Here is a 20,219-nt window from a genome sequence, read left to right on the forward strand (position 1 = left end):
CTTGAGGAGCGAAAAAGATCGGTTGCTTGATAATGCCTGCAACGACTAAAAATGCATGATCGGCCAATCAGACACTACAGCTCGCGCTTTAAGCTGTTGGTTTGGATTGGTCGCCACTGGATGGCTGGCAAACTCAAGCATGGCAATATCATTATGTGAATCACTGTAGGCATAACAATCACTAGCACTGATGCCCTGTTCGGCCAACCAACGATTAATTACCGCCACCTTTCCTTCCCGATAACTCAACGGGGTTCGCGCCTGTCCGGTAATAAACCCTTGCTGTGTCTCTATCTCAATACCAATCGCGGCATCAATCGCTAATAACTGCTGCCAAGGACGCACCAAAAAATCCTCACTGGCTGAAACGATCACGACTCGACGTCCAGCTTGTTGATGCTCTCTGATCAATTGTTGAGCCATCGGATATAACTGCTTGAATAAATGCTGCTGCACAAATGCTTCCGCTGTCTGACTGACTTGCTGATACTCCTTACCGACAAGAGGAGCAAGGGTGAGCTTTAAATAGTCATGCATATCCAGTATACCATGATCGTATTCAGCCATCATTTGCGCATGCTGATGATGCAATGCACTCTCTTTCTTCAGCCAACCTATCTCCGACATGTAATGCCACCACTGTGCTGAGCTATCAGTGGCAATCAGTGTGTGGTCTAAATCAAACAGAGCCAGTTCCATATTTTTTCCTAATTAAGAATCCTTAATATAGGATGCCAAGCCAAAATGCGTTTGTATAGCGAGTCTAGCTCGGTCTTAGCCCTATATTTACTAATACCTGTCATGGAAGCTTCATCTTTCTTCTTTATGGTTAAACCACATCCCATTGGAGTTAATCATGAGTCAGTTACCCCCTCTGAATGCGTTACGTGCATTTGAAGCCTCAGCTCGTTTAGGCAGTTTTACCAAAGCAGCCGATGAACTCAATGTCACGCAAGCAGCGGTCAGCCAACAAGTAAAAATTTTAGAACATCATCTCAAAGCCACATTGTTTATTCGTGAAGCGAAAGGCATTCGACTGACGGATGCCGGGCAAAGTTATCAGCCAGTATTAAGCCAGGTTTTTCACTCATTACGGATCGGAACTGAAGACCTGTTTGGTGAGCGAGGTAATAACACCTTATCACTGCGTGTATCCAATACATTTGCTGAGCATTTCCTTGCTCCAAGATTGCCAAATTTTTTAAAAGATTATCCCCGCTTTCGAGTTCGGTTATACACCTCACCATGGAGCCAATCTGATCAAAGAAGTCAGCCTGATATTGAAATATACAACGGCTATGGAGACTGGGATGGACGTCAAGTCGAACGGCTAACTCATGAATACTGGCAAGTGGTATGCCGCCCACAAGCCATAAACCATTACGGTAACGTCACTTGTGCAAAACAGTTATTAGATTGGCCACGAGCCGCCATTATTGGTTATCGAGAAACTTGGCTCGATTGGTTTAGTCAACAAGGTATCACTGAGATTGCCGATGCACCTTGCTTAGAGTTCGATACCACTACCCTAGCAATTCAAGCGGTTCGTCACGGTGATATTGCCTTACTGACGCGTAATTTTGTGGTCGCCGAACCTCTTGCTAAAGGTAGCCTCGTGCTGGCGCATCCAGCGAGCATGACAACGACCGGAGGACATTACCTCGTGTGGAAAAAAGGCGATCATCGCCCCAAAGTATTGGCTTTTTGTGATTGGATCCGCCGTGAAGTTGCCAAGCACCATGCAACACAAGCTGATTTATTAGGGCTAACATAAGAAATTCTAAGTCATTTGATACAGCGGCGTAACGGTTTCGTCATCTAACTTGCTTAACGTATTCATAATAAAGTTCACCAAGAATATTCACTCAACAAATACGTTATTAGGAGTTAACCATGTCAGCACGACACATTTTGGCCAAAGGAATACTGGCTCTCTCGGCAAGTTTTTCTTTTATGCTTTACGCAACAGAACTGACCGTCTACACCGCCATTGAGTCAGATGATTTGCGAAAATACGCCGAGCGTTTCAATCAAGCTCACCCAGACATTAAAATTAACTGGGTACGCGATTCAACGGGTGTCATTACGGCTCGTCTATTGGCAGAAAAAAACAATCCTCGCGCCGATGTGGTTTGGGGGCTGGCGGCAACCAGTCTAATGTTGCTGCAAGATGAAGGGATGCTACTGCCTTACTCACCTAAGGGTGTCGAAAAACTATCGCCTAAATTTAAAGACAGTGCACAACCCACTCATTGGGTCGGTATGGATGCTTGGATGGCAGCCATTTGTTTTAATACTATTGAAGCAAAAAAACACAACTTGCCGATGCCAACATCGTGGCAAGATCTTACTAAACCTGTCTATCGCGGCCATATCGTAATGCCAAATCCAGCCTCTTCCGGAACTGGCTATTTAGACGTTTCTTCTTGGTTACAGCTGTTTGGTGAACAACAGGGCTGGGCGTACATGGATAAGTTACACGCTAACATCAAAAATTATACCCATTCCGGATCTCGTCCTTGTGTGCATGCCGCTACCGGAGAAACCGCTATCGGTATTTCTTTTGCCTTTCGTGGTGCACGTGAAAAACAACGTGGCGCCCCCCTTGAGCTAATTTTCCCAACTGAAGGTGTCGGCTGGGATATGGAAGCGACCGCGATCATCGCGGGGACAAAGCAACAACAAGCCGCTCAAACACTGGTTGATTGGTCAATCAGTCAGGCGGCGATGGAAATGTACAATGAAGGGTATGCCATTGTTGCCATGCCTGGTGTGGCGAAACCGGTTCAATACTTCCCAACCAATGCAGAAAGCTTACTGATTGATAATAACTTCCAATTTGCAGCGGCTAATCGTGAACGGATTTTACGCGAATGGGAACGTCGTTACGACGCTAAATCTGAAGCCAAATAATCGATGGATGGTTAACCAGTTTCTGATTTGTCGCAAATAGCGGAGACTGGTTGCCGCCTATTTACCCCTTTTATCCGAGCTTAGTTAAGGAGAACATCATGCGATGCCAAGGCAGCCAACTGGCTCTTGAAAATATCAATAAATGGTTTGGTGAAACCCAAGTGCTAAATAATATTCAATTAACCATTCAGCCTGGTGAATTGATCTGTTTTTTAGGTCCTTCTGGGTGCGGAAAAACGACTTTATTGCGAATTATCGCCGGATTAGAGCAACAAAATAGCGGAACGTTATTACAAGGCCAACGAGACATCAGCACACTGGCCGTCAAAGAACGTGATTTTGGGATCGTTTTTCAATCTTACGCGCTGTTTCCTAACATGAGCTTGTTCGATAACGTTGCGTTTGGCCTACGTTGCCAAGGAACTGAAAGTCGCTTAATTAAACAACGTGTCAATGAGTTACTCGACTTGGTTGAACTCTCCGAACATGCCCATAAATTTCCCGCACAAATTTCCGGAGGTCAACAGCAACGTGTCGCTCTTGCACGAGCTTTAGCACCTGCACCGGGTTTACTATTACTGGATGAACCATTATCCGCCTTAGATGCTAAGGTTCGTGCTCATTTACGTCATGAGATTCGCAGTTTACAAAAACGCTTAGGCGTAACAACGATTATGGTCACTCATGATCAAGAGGAAGCCTTAGCCATGGCGGATCGTATCGTGGTCATGAACCACGGTGTCATTGAACAAATTGGTACTCCAGAGCAAATTTACAACCAGCCTGCCAGTGCTTTTGTTGCCCATTTCATTGGTCAAATGAACTTCATGACGCCGACACAACAGAGCCAGATCCATCGACTTAGTGCGGTACAACAAGCTCTAGCAACACAACATCCATGCCTAGTCGATAAAACCCTACGTATTGCTGTAAGGCCAGAGCATGTTTCCCTCGTTGCGACTCACGAAAGTCATATTCAAGCACAAATTAATCACATCGAGTTTATGGGCGCTTTCTTACGCTGTGCTTTAGTGATCGAAGGCATTACAGAAGAACTTTATGCCGATGTCACCATTAGTCTTGCTCAGCGCTTACAACTGCGTACTGGCGATCATGTGGGCGTATTATTGCAAGCAGAGAGCATTCATTGCTTTGCGGCATAGTGAGTTAAAAAAAGGAAAGCACCATGTTATCAACTAGGATTTCGCAGTCAAAATCCTCTCTCACTTGGTCTCAAGAATGGCGTTTTAACGAACGGTTTTGGTTAACGGCTTTATTCGCAGTTGGTCTACTATTCTTGAGTATCACTTTATTGGGGCCATTATACGCGCTCTTTAGTCGCAGCCTAATGAATGCACAAGGCGAGTTTGTCGGGCTCGCTAATTTCGCGGCGTATATTTCATCGGGCGGGATCACTACCGCGGCCTACCATTCGCTTTGGGTAGCTTCAATGAGCACGGTTATCGTGATTTTTTTCAGTTTTATAGCCGCTTACGCTCTCACACGCACCCGATTACCGGGCAGCCATCTGCTGCGTCTTTTGCTCACGATCCCAATATTGGCCCCTTCATTACTGCCGGCGATCAGCTTAATTTATCTATTTGGTAATCAAGGTATTTTCAAGTTTTTACTCGCTGAGCAGACCATTTATGGCCCAATTGGTATTGTCCTTGGCTCGGTATTTTGGACATTTCCACACGCGCTAATGATCCTCTGCACTGCACTTTCTCATGCAGACGCAAGACAATATGAAGCGGCAGCAAGCTTAAAAGCGTCCCCATGGCGCACCTTTTGGTCTGTGACTGTGCCTTCTGCTCGTTATGGCTTAGTCAGCGCCAGCTTTGTCGTCTTTACTTTAGTGATCACCGACTTCGGCGTGCCCAAAATCATTGGTGGTCAATTTAATGTTTTAGCAACGGACATTTATAAGCAAGTGATTGGTCAACAGCGGTTTGAAATGGGCGCAGTGGTCGGTGTGATTCTGTTACTTCCTGCTCTACTAGCCTTTACCGCCGACCTGTGGGTGCGCAAAAAACAAGTAGCCAGTTTAAATGCACGTTCGGTCCCTTATCAACTACCACGTTCATGGCGTAAAAGTCTATTTGGTATCCTGTGTGTGGCACCAAGTGGCTTATTTATCCTGACTATTCTCGGGATGGCAGGAATGGCTTCATTATTTACCTACTGGCCATACAATTTAGATCTCACTTTCGCCAACTATCAATTTGAACGTTTTGATGCTCATGGCTGGAAGCCTTATCAAAACTCACTGATAATGGCCTCGGCGACCATGATTATTGGCACTACGGTTGTCTTTTTTAATGCGTGGTTAGTTGAACGCACACCACAACCGACTTGGTTAGCGAAAATCTACCAATTTGTCGCATTGCTACCGATGGCAGTACCTGGTTTAGTTTTAGGAATCGCTTATATCTTCTTTTTCAATCATCCTAGTAATCCACTCAATGCCTTTTATGGTGGATTAATGGTAATGGTATTATCAACAGTGGTGCATTTTTATTCGGTCGCACACTTAACCGCAGTGACTTCTCTAAAGCAATTGGATAGTGAGTTTGAAAGCGTTGGCGATTCTCTTAAATCAAGTCGGATTCATCTCTTCTCGCGCCTCATCTTTCCGCTCTCTTTAACAGCGATATTGGATATTGCGCTGTATCTTTTTGTTAACGCAATGACCACCGTTTCAGCCGTAGTGTTCTTGTATGGCCCTCACTCTCGTTTAGCCTCTGTAGTAGTAATGAGTTTAGAAGAAGCGGGCGGAACGGCCCCTGCGGCGGCCATGGCTATGGTAATATTTTTTACTTGTGTTATCGCTAAACTGATTCACAGTGCACTGCATTATGGACTATCTCGCTCCACCAGCCGCTGGCGAAATAAATAAACCTCGAGCATTAATACATCAAAAGCGCTCCGAAGAGCGCTTTTGATGATGCAGTACTGAGGTTATATCTCGCTATTCGTTACGCTTTTAACATATCGCGCGCAACCGCTTCAGCGACTTTAATCCCATCAATCCCAGCAGATAAAATACCACCAGCGTAACCAGCGCCTTCACCCGCAGGATAGAACCCTTGTAAGTTAATGCTTTGGAAATCCTTACCACGTTTGATACAGATAGGCGATGAAGTCCGAGTTTCTACGCCAGTTAATAGTCCATCATCCGAAGCAAAACCTTTGATTTGGCGATCAAAGGCAGGAATAGCTTCACGAATCGCTTCAATAGCAAACGCAGGTAAAGCTTTCGATAAATCGGTCAGTTTAACACCGGGAGTAAAAGAAGGTTCAACATCGCCGAGAGCATTTGGCTCACGCCCAGCCAGAAAATCACCTATCGTTTGTGCTGGTGCATCGTAATTGGCCCCTCCTAAATGGTAAGCGCCCGATTCCAGTTCACGCTGAAAACGAATCCCTGCTAATGGGTCACCAGGATAGTCACGTTCAGGATCAATACCAACAACGATCGCACTATTCGCATTGCGCTCAGCACGAGAATATTGACTCATGCCATTCGTGACCACGCGCCCTTCTTCTGATGTGGCGGCGACCACAGTTCCACCCGGACACATACAGAAGCTGTATACCGTACGACCGTTTTTGCAATGATGAACCAGTTTATAATCGGCAGCGCCCAAAATCGGGTGGCCCGCACTTGGGCCAAAACGCGCTTCATCGATCATCGATTGTTTATGTTCAATCCGAAAGCCAACCGAAAATGGTTTAGCTTCCATATAAACACCGCGTTGATAAAGCATTTCAAACGTATCACGTGCACTATGACCAACGGCAAGTACTACATGACGAGAATGCAGGACTTCACCATTGGACAACGTCACACCAGTGATTCTGCCATCTTGTTGATGAATATCATCCACTCGGGTGCTAAAACGAATTTCACCGCCCAGTTCAAGAATCGTCGCGCGCATTTTTTCGATCATGGTCACCAATTTAAAGGTACCAATGTGTGGCTTACTGACGTACATGATCTCTTCTGGTGCACCAGCAGCAACAAACTCGGTGATCACTTTGCGACCATAAAAGTTAGGATCTTTGACTTGACTGTATAGCTTACCATCAGAGAAGGTCCCTGCTCCGCCTTCACCAAACTGAACATTCGATTCAGGGTTTAATGTCCGTTTGCGCCAAAAACCGAACGTATCTTTAGTCCGCTCACGCACTTCTTTTCCACGTTCAACAATGATCGGCTTAAAACCCATTTGTGCTAACACTAAGCCAGCAAATAAGCCACAAGGACCAAAGCCAATCACCACTGGACGCTCAGTCAAATCAGCGGGTGCTTGAGCAACAAATTTATATTCCATATCTGGTGTGATTCGAACATGAGGATCATCACTAAACGTTGCCAGCAACTCAGATTCATTGGCAACTTCCACATCTAAGGTATAAATCAACTGGATATTCGTTTTTTTACGAGCATCATAGCCACGTTTGAACAAAGTAAAAGAGAGCACTTGCTGTGCTGGAATACGCAGTTTTTTGGCAATCGCCTCGCGTAGTTCGCCTTCTTCGTGTGTCAAAGGGAGTCTGATTTCAGTTAAACGTATCATGAAGTGATGTCTCGTATCGGTTGGTGTCTTAGCTAAAGCCATTAAGGCCCGGCTCACAATGGCGCGCATTTTACGAGAATTTGCTTTCTATGTCATACTAAATCCCGATTCAGCAAAGATTTGAGCACATTGACCGTAACATTCCGTGCAGAGAATGTTGAATTTTGCCTTCGGATCCGTATTATGCCCCTTCTTCGTTTTTGACTGATTAAAGAGCAACCTGTTATGGCGTTTGTGGTCACCGATAATTGTATACAATGTAAATACACAGATTGTGTGGCGGTATGTCCGGCCGATGCCTTTCACGAAGGCCCCAACTTTATGGTCATTAATCCGATTGAGTGCATTGACTGTGGCCTCTGTGTGCCGGAGTGTGATGCACAAGCGATTTTTCAAGAAGATGAGTTGCCCGACGACCAAAAGCTATTTATTGAGCTTAATGCCGAGCTGGCAGAAATCTGGCCAACACAAACCGAAGTCAAGCCGGCCATGGATGAAGCAGGTAAATGGAATGGTGTGCCAAATAAGCTCTCAATGCTAGAGAAATAGCCCGGTTACCTGATTTTGGTCTCGCACAACAACACCAGCTGAGCGCTGGTGTTTTGCTTTATACCCAAACAATGTGGAGTAGCCATATCAAATAGCAATAGGGTACACGAAAATAGTGATTAACTATGTTGACGACGCATATTATCCAAGATAATTCCTGTCGCCATCGCCACGTTCAATGACTCTGCTCCACCAAACGCCGGGATAGTAATTTTATCGGTTACCCATTGCGCAGCCAGTTCGCGGACACCATGAGATTCACTGCCCATCAACAAAATACCTTGGGCACTAAAGGAAGTTGTATGGACACTTTCCCCCTCTAAAAACGCACCATAAATGGGCAAATTGGCTTGTGCCAAGTAATGAGGTAAATCCACCAAACTCACCTGAACGCGACCAAAACTGCCCATAGTTGCACTGATGGTTTTCGGATTGTAAGGATCAGCGCAATCGACACTGGCAACAATATGTTTAATCCCATACCAATCTGCGACTCGAATAATCGTACCTAAATTACCAGGGTCAGAAACACCATCTAAAGCAATCATTAAACCTTGTGCTTTGGGGACTTCAATCTTCGGAATCTCGACCACTGCTATCGCGGCATTATTACTAACCAACGTACTGGCTTTGGTCAACTCATCCAATGATGCTTCAGTGCAAGTGTAACTCGCTACGTTCTCAGCGTGTGAGTTTAGAAACTCTGCTGTGGCAAAAACATGCTGAACGTTGAATGCGCTATGGGTTAATTCAAGGACGTTTTTTTCACCCTGAACCAAAAATAAGCCGTGTGCTTTACGCTGTTTTTTTTGTCCTAACGCGCGCAGTAATTTGAGTTGGTTTTTTGAAATCATGATTTTATCCCAGATGAAAGCGCGCCGATTATAAAGTAAAGCGCCCTAGAGCTAAAGAGCGCTAGGGCGTTGTGGCAACAATCGTTACGAAGAAATTCTCTTTGTTTCTACTCTCTTTCCTATTTTTAACCATTTACCTAGTGCACGATAAGGCTGATATTTATCGTATAACCAGTTAAATCCTAAGGTATAAAAGAGGAAAAACGTAATAAAGACCGCTTCTAAAGCTAAGGTTTCTAATAACGACATTTGTAAAAACCAGCCAACAAAAGGAATGGTGATCAGTAATAATCCGCCTTCAAAACCCAGTGTATGACCAATCCGCATCATTAAACCACGTTGAATACGATCGCTACCAAACCACTTATCAAAATACACGTTATAAATATAGTTCCATACTGTCGCGGTAACACTCAGGACGATACTCACTAACGCCATATCACCTGTTCCTTTACCAGAAAACCACGAAGCAAGGGGCACCATCATTAATAGTGCAATGATTTCGAAAACCACAGCGTGAAAAATACGCTCATTCCGACCCATGATGAATTACCTCAATTCAACTATTCAAGAGTCATCATTTTATCTACAATAAGGATACTTAAAAGTTAGATACCATCGGTAAAAACGATATGTTCAACATCGATCAACTGCGTGCTTTTGTGAAAACCGTAGAAACAGGCTCGTTTTCCTCAGCAGCAAGAGAACTTGGCAAAGCACAATCAGTGATCAGTCAGCACATCATCAATATGGAATTAGATTGCGGGGTCGATCTCTTTGATCGTAGTGGACGCTATCCAAAACTAACCGCTAAAGGGGAAGAGTTAATGCCTTATGCACAAGCGACATTGATTCAGCTTGCTCGCATGAGTAGTAAAGCATCACAACTCTATACTCCTGATGCCAACCAATTAATTTTAGCGATGGATGAAGGGATTCCGCTGGCTAAACTGCCGATTGCTTTACGTCAATTAGAACAAACCTTTCCTCATCTTCAGGTCGAGTGCTTAATGGCCTCGAGCCGTGATATTATTGAGTTAGTCGAATCAGGGCGCGCGACAACTGGACTGATTTTAAGTGAACCAGATTTACCCACTTGCTTAGATTTTTTCAGTTTAGGTCATATCGCCTTTGATGTCTTTGTGGCTAAACATCATCCACTGGCTAACATACCGATCACACACATTGATGAGTTAAGACAATATCGACAGCTCACCGTGCGCTCTAAAAACAGTCAATTTAGTAGTTTAAATCAAGCATTTAGTCCAGACATTTGGTACACCGATAACTATTACACTGTTCTAGAATTGGCGGTGAATGGCTTTGGCTGGTCCTTTTTACCTAACCATCTCGCACAAAGCGTCCCTGACGCACTGACTCGAATTAATGGTACATTCACTAATTTCGCATGGGAGGTTAATATTGACCTGATTCAACACCAAAAATGGAATACCGATCCTTTGCACCAGCAAGCACGCAAAGCCTTATTAGCACTATTAAATGATATTATTGATAAAGATTAAATATAGTTAATAAAATCATCCACTATTAATTAAAAAACTGTCAATAATAAACATAATAAAAACCATTGGAATAAAATACCAATTTGTATCTAATAAAAATCACCGATAGAAACTTAAAAAGTATAATTATACCATGTAAAAACTAAGCTTACTTATACAGTAAGCTTAGTTCATGAGATTAATTTGGTATTATCTTTCTTCTAAACAGAGAGCTTTTACTGTACTTCCTTGTTTAACTGGCGTTGTCATATCATTAATCCAGTCATCAACAGTCACTTTATATTGTCTTGAGAAAGCCTCTCTAACCGAAGCCCAACTTGTTGGGGAGAGTGAATACATCGCTTGTGATAATTCATACTCTGAATGGAAAGTAATAATGCCTTTTTTCTCTGTTGCGGATATTTGGAAAGTACTACTATAAAGACTAAACTGAACATTACCTGCTGAATCTACTTGTAATAAGTTTTGAGCAAAATTAGACATTTTTTCCGTTTGGTTAGCATAGGATAACGCTGCTGAAACCAACCCTTGAACAGATTTTACTATTTGATTTTTATCACCTTTTTCTATACCCCAAAATCCATCCACAAATGAGTTAATCAACACATCCGCATTTTTGCTCTGCTGTTTTATTTGTGTCGTTGTCGCCCAATCTAAAGTTACAAAAGGCATCGAGCTAATATATTGAGTAAACTGAATAAAATGGGTTTTATCGCCCTTACCATCTGGGTCTAATGGGTTATATTCCGCTTTGGTTCGACACATATTAACAGCTGTCTGCATACCATCAAAAATACTTTGAGGTGCAGTACCTGGGGTTGATGCATTATTTGCTTGCTGTCTATAGTCACCGACAGCTTCTGCACGTGCAGGGTTCTCTATTTGAACACCTTCCATCCTTAGTAAGGATGGCCTTTCAAATATCGACTGAGGTAAAATAATTTTATCTGTACTAGTGATATGTTTAACCCATTCATTAGTTTTTACTAATAAATTACTCATTTTCATATTTCCTTTATATTGATTAATACCAGCACTACTTAGTCCATTTGTTAGAGAACTAATACGGCTAACAGCGTCCCTACCAAATCATACTAAACTAGTTTTATATCAGATTTGTGATAATTCAATGAACACATTTATTTTAATTAAATATTTTGGTTTTAATGCCAGTTAAAGCTCAGTTTAATATGTAATGTCTATGTAACCACCTCTCCATTTAGTGATCTTGTATATAGATTGGAGTTTTAATATTCCTAATATTAAAAAATGTTCTACGTCACTTGGAATTTGCTCATTAAAACGTTTTATTTCACGAGATAACACTATCATTACAATTTCACTACTATTACCTACCCATAACAAATAAGTATTTATTTTTACTCACTAAGATAGATAAATGATGCTAATTTCATAAAATATTTTTCTTACTCTCTATAAATTTAGCGCTATACTTCTCGCCCAAATTTTAAGAGGAGCACTTTGTGAGTAAGCAAATATCGGTGATCATTGGTTTATGTAACCCCAAAAGCCCAACCAATGTCGGTGGTGTATTACGTGCTGCTGGATGCTATCAAGCGGATGCGATTCGTTATACGGGGACTCGTTACGACAGAGCCGCGAAACTACAAACCGACACTAAAAACCGCCAAAGTAGCATCCCCTTGATGGCAGTCACTGAGATCACCGACGATTTGCCATCCGCTACCAAGATTGTTTGTGTTGAACTGGCGGAAGGGGCAACGCCACTGCCTGAATTTGTTCATCCGCCACAGGCGCTGTATGTCTTCGGCCCCGAAGATGGATCTATCCCTCAAAGCATCATTAATCAAGCTGATGAGGTAGTGTATGTCCCGACCGTAGGCTGTATGAATTTAGCCGCCAGCGTTAATGTCTTACTTTACGATCGCCTGGCTAAAGCTAACCCTGATATCGACCATCAACAGCAAATTATTGCTAACCGCGATGTCAAAAACCGCTTGAAGTTTCAGCGCAACAGACTGAATAAAGAGAATGCTTAGCCGAAAACTCTTTATCTCTCATAACATTACTGTGTTTTGATTCAAACTGAAAAGCCAGTACGATTTCATACTGGCTTTGATATAGTCATAATGAAAAATCACGCATTAGACGATTTTCGGTTGCCCATCTGAAGCCGTCGCGCCGCCATCAACAGGCAAATTCACACCATTGATAAATGAAGCATCATCACTGGCTAAAAATGCCACTACCGCTGCAATCTCTTTAGGTTCAGCGGCTCGCCCTAGTGGGATACGTTCATTAAATTTATCTCGCACTGAATCAGGCCAACCATTGGTCATATTGGTTTTCACTAAGCTTGGGCATACTGCATTAACACGAACACCGTCTAAACCATGATCTAGTGCCATCGCACGCGTTAAATTGACGACTGCGCCTTTCGTCGCACAATAGAATGCAGCGCCCCAATCACCACCTAGACCAGAAACTGACGCGGTATTCACAATACAACCGCGGGTTTTTAGTAATTCTGGTAAGGCAAATTTGGCGCAGTAAACCACCCCATCAATATTGACTGCCGAAATTTTCTGCCAGTCTTCTACACTGCATTCCAGTACCGTTCCGGGAATATGAATCCCCGCATTGTTGACTAAAATATCCAGTTGACCAAAGTGCTCTACGCAAGTTTGTACCAAGGCCGCTACTTGCTGGGCATCGGAGACATCCACTTTTTGCGCGGCAACACGAGCCTTATCAAAATGCTCTAAAGCATTCAGCAATTGCTCTTGATCCCAGTCAGCTAGCATCAACTGAGCACCTTCATCATACAAACGCTGTGCAATCGCTAAACCAATACCATTAGCGGCACCAGTGATGATCGCAACTTTATTGATTAACCCTTTCATAGTAAAACTCCTTCATTATTGATTTGAAAAACAGGATCTTGATGCTGCTCACTACGAGCCTGCATTAATTTGTAGTTATCTGAATAGTCCACTGGAATCGCGACAACTGCTGGCCCTTCTACTGCCATGGCTTGGCGAAGGATAGGCATTAATTGATTGGCTTGAGTCACGGCAAATCCATGCGCACCAAACGATTGTGCATAAGCTTGAAAATCAATAGGGCCAAATTTTACCCCTGAGCTGCGTTGATATTTTTGTTGCTCCTGCATTTCTACCATGTTGTAAGCATGATCAACCCAGATAATATGGACAATGTTGCATTTTAAGCGCACCGCAGTTTCTAACTCCATGCTCGATTGCATAAAGCCACCATCACCAGAAACCGAGACGACCTTATGCCCCGGTTTTAATAAGCTCGCAGCAATCGCCCAAGGTAGCGCCACTCCCATGGTTTGCTGACCATTTGAAACCAACATCTGCCGAGCTCGAAAGCAGCTTAAATAGCGCGCAATCCAAATATGAAAGCTACCCATATCAAGGCACAAGGTTGTATCGGGCGTGATGATCGCCTGCATGGTTTTAATCAAGCTTAAAGGGTGAAAACCTGCGGCTTTCTGCTTAATCGGATAGCTTTTGATGATATGTCTTTGCTGCGTTACTTCTTCTAGAATCGATAGTGCTGTTGGTGATAAGCGGGCAAACTCCGTTATCTGTGCGCAAAGAGCCTGTAAGGCTCCACCGATATGACCAACAACCTCAATACAGGGTTGGTAATGTTGTTGATACTGTGCAGGTTCCATATCAATATGAATGATCGGACAACGACGTGCATTCCAGAGCTCTGGGTCGTATTCGATAGGATTAAAACCGATGGTGATGATTAAATCCGCATCTTGCAGTAACACATCCCCCGGTTGATTATTGAATAATCCGACTCGGCCAGCAAAATGGTGATAATAGTTAATATCTACGGCACCTGCCGCTTGATAAGTACCAACCACAGGTAATTGTGTTTTTTGTAAAAATTGACTGATCATCGATGCGTTAGCTTGATCACTGGCATGTAAACCAAGCAATACCACGCAACGCTGCGCTTTACCGATCCGGTTGGCTGCCTCTTCAACAGCCGCTAAATCGGCATAACCGCTTGGGCGATAACTCGATGGGATAACTAAATCCGCATCCGTTTGATCACTTAATACATCTTGTGGAACACTGATAAAACATGCCCCTTGACGCCCAGATTCAGCAATTCGAAATGCATTGGCCATAACTTCACTAGCCGCATCAACATGTTGGATCTCTGCGCTGTATTTGGTTACCGAGCGAAAAATACTCACGGTATCCATACTCTGGTGAGTCTGTTTTTGTTGGTAAGTTCGTTTTACTGCACCACCAATAGCTAGCATCGGATCCCCTTCTGCATTAGCCGTGGCAACGCCAGTCACTAAGTTCCCACATCCCGGACCAGAAGTCGCTAACGTTACGCCCGCTTTACCGGTTAAACGTCCCATGATACCGGCCATAAACGCACCATTGGCTTCATGTCTGACTGGGATCATCTGGATATTCGTATCTTCAAGCGCGTCGAATAATCGATCAATTTTGGCACCAGGTATACCAAATACGTACCGAATGCCTAAGGTCTCTAGCTGCTGTGCAATTAACTGCGCGCCACTGCGCAAAGCGTGATGAGATGACATAACATTTCCTTTTGACTGACGATGTGTTGGGTTATTTTTCAGCCGCTTCGATAGCGGAATGAAGATTTTTGGGCATAAGATCGGCATCAAGAAAATCACTTGATATCGGGGTATCAATCACTAGACGCGAGACACGACCGATTTGTAAAAACCCCGATGAAACGAGGTAGTCCTGAACATGGCCTCCCCCTGTTCTCGCTTGATCAATAAAATGCTCATGATAGCCAGGAACATTAATTCCCGTGGTATATCGCGGACTACGAAACCCCGCCATCACGCCCGATTGGTGTTCAAAATGAAACGTAGGCTGCTGTTTGATCGCTTCGAGCATCGGTCGATAAGGACGCTGCTGTTTAGGAACAGTACGGGTTTGGACTAATGGAAAGTCCCCTTCAAGGCGAATCGCACAAAAAACATTGTCACTAGGTACCAAACGATCGATAAGCTGATGCACTTCCTGACGGGTTAATGTGTCATTAATGGGCAGTTCAATGTCTGGTTTAAAGAAAGTAAACACCGCAAAAGGCGTTTTTTGATCCAGTTGAGCAGGATGTGCGGAACCATTGGCGTGCAGTTGGAAAACCTGACTATCAAAAGCAATCAACTCGCCATCCAATTGATTAAAAGTCCCCAAACCAAAATCACCGTGTTTAAGCAGTTCAGCAATGGTTGTTGAACCTTCATAAACACCAGCAATTAAGGCGCTCATCAGCGAAGTTTGATAAATCTCCCCTTCTCCCGAGCCTTGCTGATAATGAGCAAACTGCTCTGCAATTTGCTGAGGACAAGAACAGACCGAAGAGATAAAACGTTGCATAACTCAAACCTAATATGAACTAAAGTGTATATTTAGATTGACTTGAGAAGCACAACAAATCCAATATAAAAAAGATTTATTTTGATATAAAAAAAATATGGATGAATGATGGAATTTCGCTACATGAAGTATTTCGTTGCCGTTGCTAACGCTAAGCATTTTACGCGCGCTGCTGAGCAGTTAGGTATCGCCCAACCACCATTAAGTCAACAAATCAAAAAATTAGAAGATGAGTTAGGCGTTGCCTTATTTAAACGTTTATCTCGCGGAGTTGAACTTACTGCCGCTGGGGAAGAGTTTTATCATGATGCGCAACACATTTTACAAGAGGTTGAGTGCTGTCAGCGAAAGTTGGAGCAAATTGCGCGCGGTGAAAAACAGGAATTACGCATCGGATTTGCTTCCTCAACAGCGAGTAGCCGTGAAGTTTTAGACAATATCCGCCGTTTGCATGAGCAATATCCAACGCTCAATTTAGTAGCTGTTGAGCATCCAATGCCCGAGCTGGTCACATTGCTCAAACAGCGGCGTTTAGAATTTGCTTTTATGCGCCTGCCTTGTTATGCCAGTGAGTCACTTAACCAACAAATCTTATTTGATGATCCTTTCGTGGCCGTTACCCCCATTAGCTATCGTTTAGCCACTCATCCAACCCTCAATTTGGCCCAGTTACATAATGAAAATGTCTTAATGTTTCCTCGTGAGACTGGCCCAGCCTTGTACGATCGTATTGAGGCGGCTTTACATAATGCAGGGGTGCATATTGCTCGGCCTTACGCCGCGCCACAACTTCGCACTGCTATTACCATGGCGCAAGCCGGTTTTGGCATTGCCATTGTACCGCTATCGTTAACTGAGCATCTCGATCGATCGGTTGTTGTACAACAGATCAATGACATGCCTTTTGTCAGTCAGGTCGCATTGGTATGGGATAGTCGTCATCATCACCCATTAATTAATACCAGCATCCAATGTATGCGCAGCCCTAGACGGTGATCGACACCGTCACAAAGACGTATAATCAGCATGATAATTTTAACCGGACCCAACCATGACTCAATTAACTTTATTTTATGATGCCACTTGCCCATTGTGCGTTAAAGAAATGGATGCACTGAGGCGGTTAGATAAAAACCAGGCACTTAAGATGGTTGATATTTATAGTGAAGAGATTAGCGCTTACCCGCAAATTGATATCAAGCAAGCGGGCACTATTTTGCATGCGCTCGATGAGTCTCAACAGTTAATCCTTGGCTTAGACGCCGTACATCGCGCTTGGCAATTGGTCGGTAAAGGCTGGATCTATGCGCCACTGCGTTGGCGATTAATTAAACCTTTGGCCGATAAAGCTTACCTGTACTTTGCCAAACATCGTTATCGTTTTTCATTTTGGTTAACTGGCACAGCGAAGTGCAGCAATAACCAATGTTCCCGCTAACGGCTTTTTTAAGCGCTTAGATTGGCATCAATTGCAAGCCTATTGATAGTGCAAAGCGCCATTGCTCTTGCATTGTCAGTGGATATGATCAGATACTTAGCCTATCAAGACTGCTCAATCATTTTCTAGTTACCGAATATTAATACTCCGCCGATCTCGTTCACTGATCGTGCTCTCTGTGACTGGTTATGATTGTATTGTTATGTCCAAACCGACGTCATGAATGAGAGCCTGGCTCTCTCTTTTAATCACTCGACGGAAAGATAAGGCTTACTTTGAAAAACTCCACTCACTCCAGCGCTGATCCACAACCAACATTCTTCTTCCTAGATTATGAAACTTGGGGAACAAGCCCAGCCAAAGATCGTCCTAGCCAGTTTGCTGGTGTGCGTACCGATATGGATTTTAATATTATCGGTGAGCCTTTGGTGATTTACTGCCAACCACCGAGTGATTATTTACCCTCACCAGAAGCCGCCTTAATAACCGGTATTACGCCACAAAAAGCGCAGGTAGAGGGGCTGCCCGAGCCAGAATTTATTGCCCGCATTCATGCTGAACTCGCCACACCGAATACCATCAGTTTGGGCTATAACAGCATTCGATTTGATGATGAAGTGACCCGCTATACCTGCTACCGCAACTTTATTGATCCTTATGCTTGGAGCTGGCAAAAAGGTAACTCACGTTGGGATTTACTTGATGTGATGCGCGCTTGCCATGCATTACGTCCAGAAGGCATTGAGTGGCCTGAAAACCAAGAAGGCTTTACCAGCTTTAAACTTGAGCATCTCTCAGAGGCGAATGGTATAGAACACAGTAACGCTCACGATGCAATGGCTGATGTGATTGCCACCATTGAACTTGCGAAAAAAGTTAAAGCCGCTCAACCTAAGTTGTTCGATTACTTCTTATCCATGCGTCACAAACGTAAGCTAATTGAACTGGTTGATATTGTTAATATGACCCCATTGATGCATGTTTCAGGCATGCTTGGGCGTGAACGCAGTTATACCAGTTGGGTCGTGCCCATTGCGTGGCATCCCACCAACCAAAACGCCGTAATCGTGGTCGATTTAGCCAAAAACCCCGAGCCGCTATTTGAGTTAACCAGCGAGCAACTCTTACAGCGCCTGTATACTAAACATGATGATTTAGCAGAAGATGAATTGCCAGTACCGGTTAAGCTGATTCACTTAAATAAATGCCCCATTTTAGCTCCTGCGAAAACCCTCACGGCTGAAAATGCAGCCACCATTGGTATTGATCGCGAGCAATGCTTGGCCAACCTGGCTCAAATCCGCCAGCAGCCGACACTTCGTGAAAAACTGGTGAATGTCTTCAGTAGTGAGCGAGACTTTGCACCGAGCAATGATGTCGATTGCCAATTGTATGATGGCTTCTTTTCTCCCGCCGATCGCGCGGCAATGGACATTATTCGCTCTGCCGCGCCAGAGTCACTGGCTGATTTAGATATTCAATTCAGTGATCAACGCATTGCACCTTTACTGTTCCGTTATCGAGCGCGCCATTATCCTTGGACACTCAATGAAATGGAACAACGCCGTTGGGCAAGTCATTGCCAAGATTATTTTGCTACTCAGTTACCAAGTTATATGCTCAATTTAGAAAATTTGGTCGAGCAACATCAACACGATGCTAAAAAGATCGCCTTACTAAAAGCGGTGTATCGCTATGTTGAAGCGCTTACTTCTTAAATGGCTTATTACAAAAAGGGTTTATTCACACCATGATACCTAAGCTCGCCAAATTATTGAAAACGACTGCGCAGTATCTAGTCTCAATGGGGCTTATTTTTTTATGTCTATGGGCTGGCGTTAGCCTACAACATTGGCTCGGGATTGCTATCCCAGGTAGTATTTTTGGCCTGCTAATTTTATTTGCTTTACTGGCCAGTGGTATTGTTCCCGTCGATTGGGTACGACCTAGCGCTCATCTTTTTATCCGTTATATGATTTTGCTGTTCGTACCAATCAGCGTTGGCTTAATGGTCCATTTTGACATGTTAGCAACTAACCTTTGGCCGATTATCGCCAGCGCGATTGGCGGAACAACCCTTGTCTTGATTTCAGTAGGTTACGTGCTTGATCGCTTTTTAAAAAGAGGCAAAAAATAATGTGGTTACTCATAACACTGATGGTGTTTTTTTTCGCTCGTTGGGTAGCTCAAAAATACCGCTCACCTTTAGTTAATCCATTGTTGATCTGCATCGCCATCTTAATTCCGTTACTGATCTGGTTAGAAGTGCCTTACCAAGAATATTACGCGGATAATCACTGGATCAGTGATTTACTCCAGCCTGCCGTTGTGGCGCTCGCTTATCCCCTTTATGAGCAATTACCGCAAATTCGCGCAAATTGGCGAATTATTCTCTTAGCTTGTGGCGTTGGCAGCATCATGTCTATGCTCACGGCCAGCATTATTGCCTTATCAATGCACGCAGACATTACCTTAGTCGCCGCCTTGATGGGCAAATCCGTCACTACACCTATTGCAATGGAAGTCAGTAGTAATTTGGGCGGAGAGCCTGCCATCGCCGCTATTCTTGTTCTACTCGTCGGGTTGTTTGGCGCTATTATGGCCTACCCCATTTATAACCTGCTGAATATTACCCACCCAATAGCTAGAGGCTTAACCACAGGGACTGTTGCTCACGCTCTGGGTACTGCAACCTGTGCTGAAAAAGATCCACGAGATGCGGCATTTAGCTCGTTAGCACTGGTACTCTGTGGTGTGATCACCTCTATTTTAGCCCCTAGCCTGTTTGCTTTTAGTCTATGGCTTTTTTATTAAACGGGTCTTGTTGAGATTTTGGGAGATTCGATGGGTATTATGTGTGACCTCACTCTAATTATGAAAAATGAAATCAATTTACACAAAAAATTGAGACTTTAATCACGGAATAGCTATGGTAATTATCTAAAATGGAGTTC

Annotated in this window: 20 protein-coding genes; 12 read left to right on the forward strand and 8 right to left on the reverse strand. The window is 43.7% G+C overall.

Annotated elements, in window-relative coordinates:
* Positions 1–45 precede the first annotated feature (45 nt).
* Positions 46–699: an HAD family hydrolase gene (locus tag BSR11_RS04105; protein WP_072669207.1), complete on the reverse strand. Its 654-nt coding sequence runs from the start codon at positions 697–699 to the stop codon at positions 46–48.
* A 157-nt stretch (positions 700–856) separates the two neighbouring features.
* Between BSR11_RS04105 and BSR11_RS04110 the strand changes: the two genes are divergently transcribed.
* The 4 genes from BSR11_RS04110 to BSR11_RS04125 all read left to right on the forward strand — a co-directional run bounded on the left by BSR11_RS04110 (position 857) and on the right by BSR11_RS04125 (position 5,812).
* Entirely contained in the window at positions 857–1,774 is a 918-nt protein-coding gene (locus tag BSR11_RS04110) for a LysR substrate-binding domain-containing protein (protein WP_072669208.1), read from the forward strand.
* Between the two features lie 119 nt (positions 1,775–1,893).
* Positions 1,894–2,913 carry a putative 2-aminoethylphosphonate ABC transporter substrate-binding protein gene (locus tag BSR11_RS04115; RefSeq protein ID WP_072669209.1) on the forward strand — a complete coding sequence of 340 codons (1,020 nt, stop codon included), beginning with the start codon at positions 1,894–1,896 and terminating at the stop codon, positions 2,911–2,913.
* Between the two features lie 98 nt (positions 2,914–3,011).
* A complete protein-coding gene (locus tag BSR11_RS04120; RefSeq protein ID WP_072669210.1) occupies positions 3,012–4,076 on the forward strand; it encodes a putative 2-aminoethylphosphonate ABC transporter ATP-binding protein in 1,065 nt (354 codons plus the stop codon).
* A gap of 23 nt (positions 4,077–4,099) precedes the next feature.
* The gene (locus tag BSR11_RS04125; RefSeq protein WP_072669211.1) at positions 4,100–5,812 is read left to right on the forward strand and encodes a putative 2-aminoethylphosphonate ABC transporter permease subunit; all 1,713 of its coding nucleotides are present in this window, start codon (positions 4,100–4,102) and stop codon (positions 5,810–5,812) included.
* A 79-nt stretch (positions 5,813–5,891) separates the two neighbouring features.
* On the opposite strand, the gene BSR11_RS04130 is transcribed toward BSR11_RS04125, so the two are convergent.
* Positions 5,892–7,496, reverse strand: coding sequence for an NAD(P)/FAD-dependent oxidoreductase (locus BSR11_RS04130; protein ID WP_072669365.1), 1,605 nt, complete (start codon positions 7,494–7,496; stop codon positions 5,892–5,894).
* Between the two features lie 225 nt (positions 7,497–7,721).
* On the opposite strand from BSR11_RS04130, the gene fdxA reads away from it, so the two are divergent.
* Positions 7,722–8,045 carry a ferredoxin FdxA gene (gene fdxA / locus BSR11_RS04135; RefSeq protein WP_040904355.1) on the forward strand — a complete coding sequence of 108 codons (324 nt, stop codon included), beginning with the start codon at positions 7,722–7,724 and terminating at the stop codon, positions 8,043–8,045.
* 119 nt (positions 8,046–8,164) lie between these two features.
* Here the strand turns inward: fdxA and BSR11_RS04140 are convergent, their stop codons facing one another.
* Together BSR11_RS04140 and BSR11_RS04145 are read right to left on the reverse strand one after the other, a co-directional pair.
* A complete protein-coding gene (locus tag BSR11_RS04140) occupies positions 8,165–8,899 on the reverse strand; it encodes an RNA methyltransferase (RefSeq protein WP_072669212.1) in 735 nt (244 codons plus the stop codon).
* Between the two features lie 84 nt (positions 8,900–8,983).
* Positions 8,984–9,442: a PACE efflux transporter gene (locus BSR11_RS04145; protein ID WP_040904357.1), complete on the reverse strand. Its 459-nt coding sequence runs from the start codon at positions 9,440–9,442 to the stop codon at positions 8,984–8,986.
* 89 nt (positions 9,443–9,531) lie between these two features.
* Here BSR11_RS04145 and BSR11_RS04150 point away from each other — a divergent pair, with 89 nt between their 5' ends.
* Complete coding sequence (locus BSR11_RS04150) at positions 9,532–10,422, forward strand: LysR family transcriptional regulator (protein ID WP_072669213.1); 891 nt, start codon at positions 9,532–9,534, stop codon at positions 10,420–10,422.
* Between the two features lie 189 nt (positions 10,423–10,611).
* On the opposite strand, the gene BSR11_RS04155 is transcribed toward BSR11_RS04150, so the two are convergent.
* Positions 10,612–11,424 (reverse strand): hypothetical protein, encoded by an 813-nt coding sequence (locus tag BSR11_RS04155; protein ID WP_072669214.1) that lies wholly within the window; start codon positions 11,422–11,424, stop codon positions 10,612–10,614.
* 482 nt (positions 11,425–11,906) lie between these two features.
* On the opposite strand from BSR11_RS04155, the gene BSR11_RS04160 reads away from it, so the two are divergent.
* A complete protein-coding gene (locus BSR11_RS04160; protein WP_072669215.1) occupies positions 11,907–12,443 on the forward strand; it encodes an RNA methyltransferase in 537 nt (178 codons plus the stop codon).
* Between the two features lie 105 nt (positions 12,444–12,548).
* Here BSR11_RS04160 and budC read toward each other — a convergent pair whose 3' ends face one another.
* From budC to budA, 3 genes are read right to left on the reverse strand one after another with little or no spacing between them, the layout of a single operon-like run.
* On the reverse strand, positions 12,549–13,307 hold the full coding sequence (budC, locus tag BSR11_RS04165; RefSeq protein ID WP_072669216.1) for a meso-2,3-butanediol dehydrogenase: 759 nt from the start codon (positions 13,305–13,307) through the stop codon (positions 12,549–12,551).
* The gene (alsS, locus tag BSR11_RS04170) at positions 13,304–15,010 is read right to left on the reverse strand and encodes an acetolactate synthase AlsS (protein WP_072669217.1); all 1,707 of its coding nucleotides are present in this window, start codon (positions 15,008–15,010) and stop codon (positions 13,304–13,306) included. Before alsS ends, budC begins: the two co-directional genes overlap by 4 nt.
* A 31-nt stretch (positions 15,011–15,041) precedes the next feature.
* Entirely contained in the window at positions 15,042–15,827 is a 786-nt protein-coding gene (gene budA / locus BSR11_RS04175; protein ID WP_072669218.1) for an acetolactate decarboxylase, read from the reverse strand.
* Positions 15,828–15,935: 108 nt separating this feature from the next.
* On the opposite strand from budA, the gene BSR11_RS04180 reads away from it, so the two are divergent.
* The 5 genes from BSR11_RS04180 (at position 15,936) to BSR11_RS04200 (ending at position 20,079) form a co-directional block, all read left to right on the forward strand.
* Complete coding sequence (locus BSR11_RS04180; protein WP_072669219.1) at positions 15,936–16,823, forward strand: LysR family transcriptional regulator; 888 nt, start codon at positions 15,936–15,938, stop codon at positions 16,821–16,823.
* A 55-nt stretch (positions 16,824–16,878) separates the two neighbouring features.
* Positions 16,879–17,265, forward strand: coding sequence for a thiol-disulfide oxidoreductase DCC family protein (locus BSR11_RS04185; protein ID WP_072669220.1), 387 nt, complete (start codon positions 16,879–16,881; stop codon positions 17,263–17,265).
* 275 nt (positions 17,266–17,540) lie between these two features.
* Positions 17,541–18,983: an exodeoxyribonuclease I gene (gene sbcB / locus BSR11_RS04190; RefSeq protein ID WP_072669221.1), complete on the forward strand. Its 1,443-nt coding sequence runs from the start codon at positions 17,541–17,543 to the stop codon at positions 18,981–18,983.
* Positions 18,984–19,015: 32 nt separating this feature from the next.
* The gene (locus BSR11_RS04195; protein WP_072669222.1) at positions 19,016–19,402 is read left to right on the forward strand and encodes a CidA/LrgA family protein; all 387 of its coding nucleotides are present in this window, start codon (positions 19,016–19,018) and stop codon (positions 19,400–19,402) included.
* Positions 19,402–20,079 carry a CidB/LrgB family autolysis modulator gene (locus BSR11_RS04200; RefSeq protein WP_072669223.1) on the forward strand — a complete coding sequence of 226 codons (678 nt, stop codon included), beginning with the start codon at positions 19,402–19,404 and terminating at the stop codon, positions 20,077–20,079. The genes BSR11_RS04195 and BSR11_RS04200 overlap by 1 nt, the downstream gene beginning before the upstream one ends.
* The last annotated feature ends 140 nt before the right edge of the window (positions 20,080–20,219 follow it).

Origin of the sequence: Vibrio injensis (assembly GCF_001895205.1) — a bacterium.
Taxonomy (GTDB): Bacteria; Pseudomonadota; Gammaproteobacteria; order Enterobacterales; family Vibrionaceae; genus Vibrio; species Vibrio injensis.